At 71.9% G+C, this 5,091-nt stretch carries 3 protein-coding genes and 1 pseudogene; 2 read left to right on the top strand and 2 right to left on the bottom strand.

Translation table 11 applies throughout. The annotated features are described in order from the left end of the window. Positions 1 to 1,806: HAD-IC family P-type ATPase (locus tag A9X04_RS16025; RefSeq protein WP_156752007.1), on the top strand; the 1,806-nt coding region annotated here is incomplete at its 5' end. Here the strand turns inward: A9X04_RS16025 and A9X04_RS16020 are convergent. Further along, positions 1,790 to 2,091 (bottom strand): annotated as a pseudogene (locus tag A9X04_RS16020) (ferredoxin). The gene A9X04_RS16025 and the pseudogene A9X04_RS16020 sit on opposite strands and share 17 nt — an antisense overlap. After that, positions 2,088 to 3,230, bottom strand: a complete 1,143-nt coding sequence (locus tag A9X04_RS16015) for a Rieske 2Fe-2S domain-containing protein (protein WP_067922170.1) — start codon at positions 3,228 to 3,230, stop codon at positions 2,088 to 2,090. Before A9X04_RS16015 ends, A9X04_RS16020 begins: the two are co-directional and overlap by 4 nt. Positions 3,231 to 3,321: 91 nt before the next feature. Here A9X04_RS16015 and A9X04_RS16010 point away from each other — a divergent pair, with 91 nt between their 5' ends. Then, positions 3,322 to 5,025 (top strand): 3-ketosteroid-delta-1-dehydrogenase, encoded by a 1,704-nt coding sequence (locus A9X04_RS16010; RefSeq protein ID WP_082975031.1) that lies wholly within the window; start codon positions 3,322 to 3,324, stop codon positions 5,023 to 5,025. The last annotated feature ends 66 nt before the right edge of the window (positions 5,026 to 5,091 follow it).

The following is a 5,091-nucleotide window of genomic DNA, read 5'->3' as shown; positions in this document are numbered from 1 at the left end:
GCGCAGTCCGCGTCGGCGCAGCGGCTGGGCGAAGCCGGCGCGCTGGTGCGGGTCCCGCGAGCGGCCGAGGCGCTCGGCCGCGTCGAGGTGGTCTGCTTCGACAAGACCGGGACGCTGAGCGAGAACCGCCTTCGGGTGGTCGAGGTGCATCCGGCCGGCGGGCATTCGCGCGACGACGTCTTGCGGTGCGCCGCGCAGGCCGCGCCGGCGGACGACGGCAATCCGCACGTCCACGCCACCGACGAAGCCATCATCAAGGCGGCGGACGCGGCGGCCTCCGGCGCGCGACCCACGCCGGACGCGCATCTGCCGTTCCGGTCCGGCAGGGCATTCTCCGCCTCGGCGACCGGCACGCACGTGACGGTCAAAGGCGCACCGGAAGTGGTCCTGGCGGCGTGCCGGGAGGTGGGCGCGGAGGCGGAGGACGCGGTTGCCGCGCTGACGACCGCAGGTCTTCGGGTGATCGCCGTGGCCCAACGCCGCCTGAGCGCTCAGCAGGCGCGGTCGCTGCGGGAAGACCCCGACGGCCTCACCGAGGTGTGCGGCGCGGGGTTGACGCTGACGGGATTTCTGGGCCTCTCGGATACCCCGCGCGCCCAGGCGCCTCAGTTGCTGGCCGACCTGGCCGACCGGGGCGTGGCCATCCGCCTGATCACCGGCGACCATCCCGTCACCGCCGCCGCCATCGCCCGCGAGCTGGGCGTGCCGGTGAGCGGCGACCAGGTGATCACCGGGGCCGAGTGGAACGCCCTGTCACGCCACGATCAGCTGCGCGCGGTGTCCGAACGGGTGATCTTTGCCCGGATGTCGCCGGAGAACAAGGTGCAGGTGGTCCAGACCCTCGAGCGCGCCGGGCGGGTGTGCGCCATGGTGGGTGACGGCGCCAACGACGCCGCCGCGATCCGGGCGGCGAGCGTGGGGGTCGGTGTGGTCGCACGCGGCAGCGACTCCGCCCACACCACCGCCGACGTGGTGCTGACCGACGGGCGCATCGAGACGCTGGTGGCCGCCGTCGACGAGGGCCGCCGGCTGTGGCGCGGTGTGCAGGCGGCCGTGGCCGGCCTGCTCGGCGGCAACGCCGGCGAGGTGATCTTCTCGGTGATCGGCACGGCGATAACGGGGACCTCGCCGCTGAACACTCGCCAACTGCTGCTGATCAACATGCTCACCGACGCGTTGCCTGCGACCGCGGTCGCGGTCAGCACGCCCGCCGGGCCGGTGCAACGCGTCGGGCGCGGCATCGACGAGCGGGCGCTGCGGCGCACCGTGGCCGCGCGCGGGGCCCTCACCGCGACCGCTGCCACGGCGGCCTGGGCGATGGCGTCGGTCACCGGCCTGCCCCGGCGGGCGTCCACCGTCGCGCTGATCTCACTGGTCGCCGTCGAGCTCGGCCAGACCGTGGTCGACTCGCACGCGCCCCTGGTGCTGCTCACCGCGGCCGGCTCGTTCGCCGCATTCGCCGCGATGATCACCACACCGGGGATCAGCCAACTGCTGGGCTGCACACCGGTCGGCCCGGTGGGCTGGGCGCAGGGGCTCGGCACCTCCGCGGCCGCGGTCCTCGCCGTCGCCGCCACCAATCGCTTGCGCTCGGGCAGCCGGGACCCGGAGTCACCGCTCATGAATGACGACCCGGCGCCCGGCGGGCAGCCACCCGGCTCGCCCGAGGAACCGCCCCGGGACAAGCGGGGCCGCGCGCCGCATACCGCGGCCCTGGCCGGACCCGCGAGGACCGCGCCCGCGCTGAAACTGGTGGACCAGCACCAGCATCGGGCCTCGGGGGAGGCCGTCAGCGATCGTCCATGAGCCGCTCGTCGACGATCGCCAGGGCGCCCCGGCGCACGGCGTCCAGGATCGACTCGCTCAACGCCGAGCACGCCAGGAACACACCGCGGCCGGCGTGCACGGAGATCTTGCGCGCCTCGGCGAGCTCGGCGCACCGGGCCGTCGCGTCGGCGTCCACTGCACGCTGGTCTGGTTCCAGGTGCTCTTGCGCGCCAGCACGCGGGCGCCGCAGTCACGGCACGCCACCGGGACCATCGGCATCTCGTCGAGCCGGTTGTCCGTCCGGGCGGACGACTCCAGCGTCATCGCGGACCCGCGGCGCCCGCCTGGGCCGCCATGTTGTCCTCAACCTCTTTCATCCACGCCTCGTACGGCCGGGTGGTGTCGAGCTCGAATTCGAAGCGATCCACCATGTCCGGCGCCACGTCGGCGGCGTCGACGTAGAACTGCTGATACCAGCGCCGGAGCTGGTACACCGGGCCGTCCTCCTCGACCAGCAGCGGATTGTCGATGCGCACCTTGTGCCGCCAGATCTGCACGTCCTGTTCGAACCCCAGCTTGATGTAGTCGCCGAGTTTGATCGCGGTCTGCATGGCCTGGTCGGCGGGCATGGCGTCCGACTTCTTCACGATGATGCCGTACTGCAGCACAAAGGAATTCGCGTCGATCGGGTAGTGGCAATTGATCAGAATCGATTGCGCGTCACCGGTCCGGTAGTGGTAGGTGAGGTCATCGATCATGAAGGACGGGCCGTAGTAGGACGCGACCGACGTGGTGCCCAGCATCTCGGCGCCCACCGTGCCGCCGAGGTCGGGACGGCCCTCGCCGTTCATGTACTGGGTCGCCACGTGGCCTTCGAAGATGTTCTTGAAATACGTGGGCAGCGAGCCGTGGATGTAGAAGAAGTGCGCCATGTCCACGACGTTGTCGATGATCTCGCGGCAGTTGCTGCCCACCACGGTGGTGTACCAGTGCCAGTCGGTCCAGTCGTCGCTGGTCGCACCCTCGATGCGCGGGATCGTGACCCCGGGCGGCGGCGGGTTACCCTCGGGGTCGTTCCACAGGAACAACATGCCGTCCTGCTGCAGGGTGGTCCAGGCCCGCGTGCGGGCCAGCCGCGGGGTGCGCCTGGCGTAGGGCACCTGCTTGCATCGGCCGTCGCCGCCCCAGCGCCAGTCGTGGAAGGGGCAGGCGATCTCGTTGCCTTTGACCTCGCCCTGCGACAGATCGCCGCCCATGTGCCGGCAGTAGCCGTCGAGCACGTTGATCTCGCCGTCCCCGCTGCGGAACACGACCAGCTTCTGGCCGAAGGCGTTGATGGGGCGGGGTTTGCCGTCACCGAAGTCCCGGATCAGGCCCAGACAGTGCCAACCGCGGGCAAACCGGGCGGGGGCGGGCTGCGCTTCGATGAGCCGAACCTCGTCGGCCTCCGACTGCGACGTCATAACCCTTGATTTAACGCCTGAGGCCCGCCTTGTGGGGCCACTTGTTCCCGCCTCTTCCTCTGCCACCCCGCCCCGGCATACCGTTCACACCGTGAGCCAGCGCAGCGCGACCATCCCGGCCGGCCTGCCGGTGACCGATACGACGGTCGACCTTATGGTGGTCGGCTCGGGCACCGGCATGGCCGCCGCGCTGGCCGCCCACGAGGGCGGGCTCTCGGTGCTGATCGTGGAGAAGTCGCCGTACGTCGGTGGCTCGACGGCCCGCTCCGGCGGCGCGCTGTGGCTACCCGCCTGCCCCGTGCTGCGCGACGCCGGCGCCAACGACACCGCCGAACGCGCGGCCGCCTACCTGGAAGCGGTGGTCGCCGGGTCGGCGCCCGGGCAACGGTCGGCCGCGTTCCTGGCACATGTGCCCGCGACGGTCGACATGCTGCGCCGCACGACTCCCCTGCGCCTGTTCTGGGCGCGCGACTACTCCGACTACCACCCCGAGGAGCCGGGCGGCAGCGCCGCGGGCCGCACCTGCGAGTCTTATCCGCTGGATACGTCGATCCTCGGCAACCACCGCACCCGGCTGCGGCCGGGCGTGCTGGAGGCCGGCTTCTCGATACCGACGACGGGCGCCGACTACCGGTGGATGAACCTGGTCGCGCGGGTGCCGCGCCGCGGCGTCCCGACGTTCGCCAAGCGGGTGGCCCAAGGACTCGGCGGGCGGCTGCTGGGCCGCCGCTACGCGGCGGGCGGGCAGGCGCTGGCGGCCGGCCTGTTCGCCGGCGTGCTGCGCGCCGGCATCCCGGTGTGGACCGACACCCCGCTGCTACGCCTGACCGGCGACGCCCACCGCGTGACCGGCGCGGTCGTCGGCCATGACGGCCGCGAGGTGACGATCACCGCCCGGCGCGGCGTGGTGCTGGCCACCGGCGGTTTCGACCACAACATGGAGATGCGGCGGAAGTTCCAGACCGAGTCGCTGGAGGCCAACCTCAGCCTGGGCGCCGAGACCAACACCGGCGAGGGGATCCGCGCGGCGCAGGACGTCGGCGCCGGCCTCGGCCTGATGGATCAGGCGTGGTGGTTCCCCGCCATCGCGCCGCTGCCCGGCAGGCCGCCGGGGGTGATGCTGGCCGAACGGTCGCTGCCGGGCTGCCTGATCGTGGACCAGAACGGCCGCCGATTCGCCAACGAGTCCTGCGACTACATGTCGTTCGGTCAACGGTTGCTGGAGCTGGAGCGATCGGGCAGCCCCGTCGAGGCGATGTGGATCGTCTTCGATCAGCAGTACCGCAACAGCTATGTGTTCGGCGCCGAACTGTTTCCGCGCATGCGGATTCCCCGGCCGTGGTACGACGCGGGCATCGCGGTGCGCGCCGAGGGCTTCCCCGAGCTGGCCGCGCGCATCGGCGTTGGTGTCCACGAGTTCGTCGCGACGATGACCCGGTTCAACGAAAGCGCCTCCGCCGGGCAGGATCCCGATTTCGGCCGGGGCCGCAGCGCCTACGACCGGTACTACGGCGATCCCACCGTCACGCCGAACCCCAACCTGCGTCCGCTGCTCAAGGGCCCGTTCTATGCGGTGAAGATGGCCCTCAGCGACCTGGGCACCTGCGGTGGGCTGTCGGCCGACGAACGAGCGCGGGTGCTGCGCGAGGACGGCACCGCGATCCCCGGGCTGTACGCGATCGGCAACGCCGCCGCCAACGCGTTCGGCACGACTTACCCCGGCGCGGGCGCGACGATCGCGCAGGGCTTGGTCTACGGCTACATCGCGGCCCGCGACGCGGCGAGCCCCGGGTAGCCCCGGCCGTGACCGATCACCTGATCGTCACCCCGCGCCTGCGCACCCACGCCAGCGCGGCGACCG

This window comes from Mycobacterium sp. E3247 (assembly GCF_001667785.1).
Lineage (GTDB): Bacteria > Actinomycetota > Actinomycetes > Mycobacteriales > Mycobacteriaceae > Mycobacterium.
This window is presented reverse-complemented; position numbering and strand designations above follow the sequence as displayed.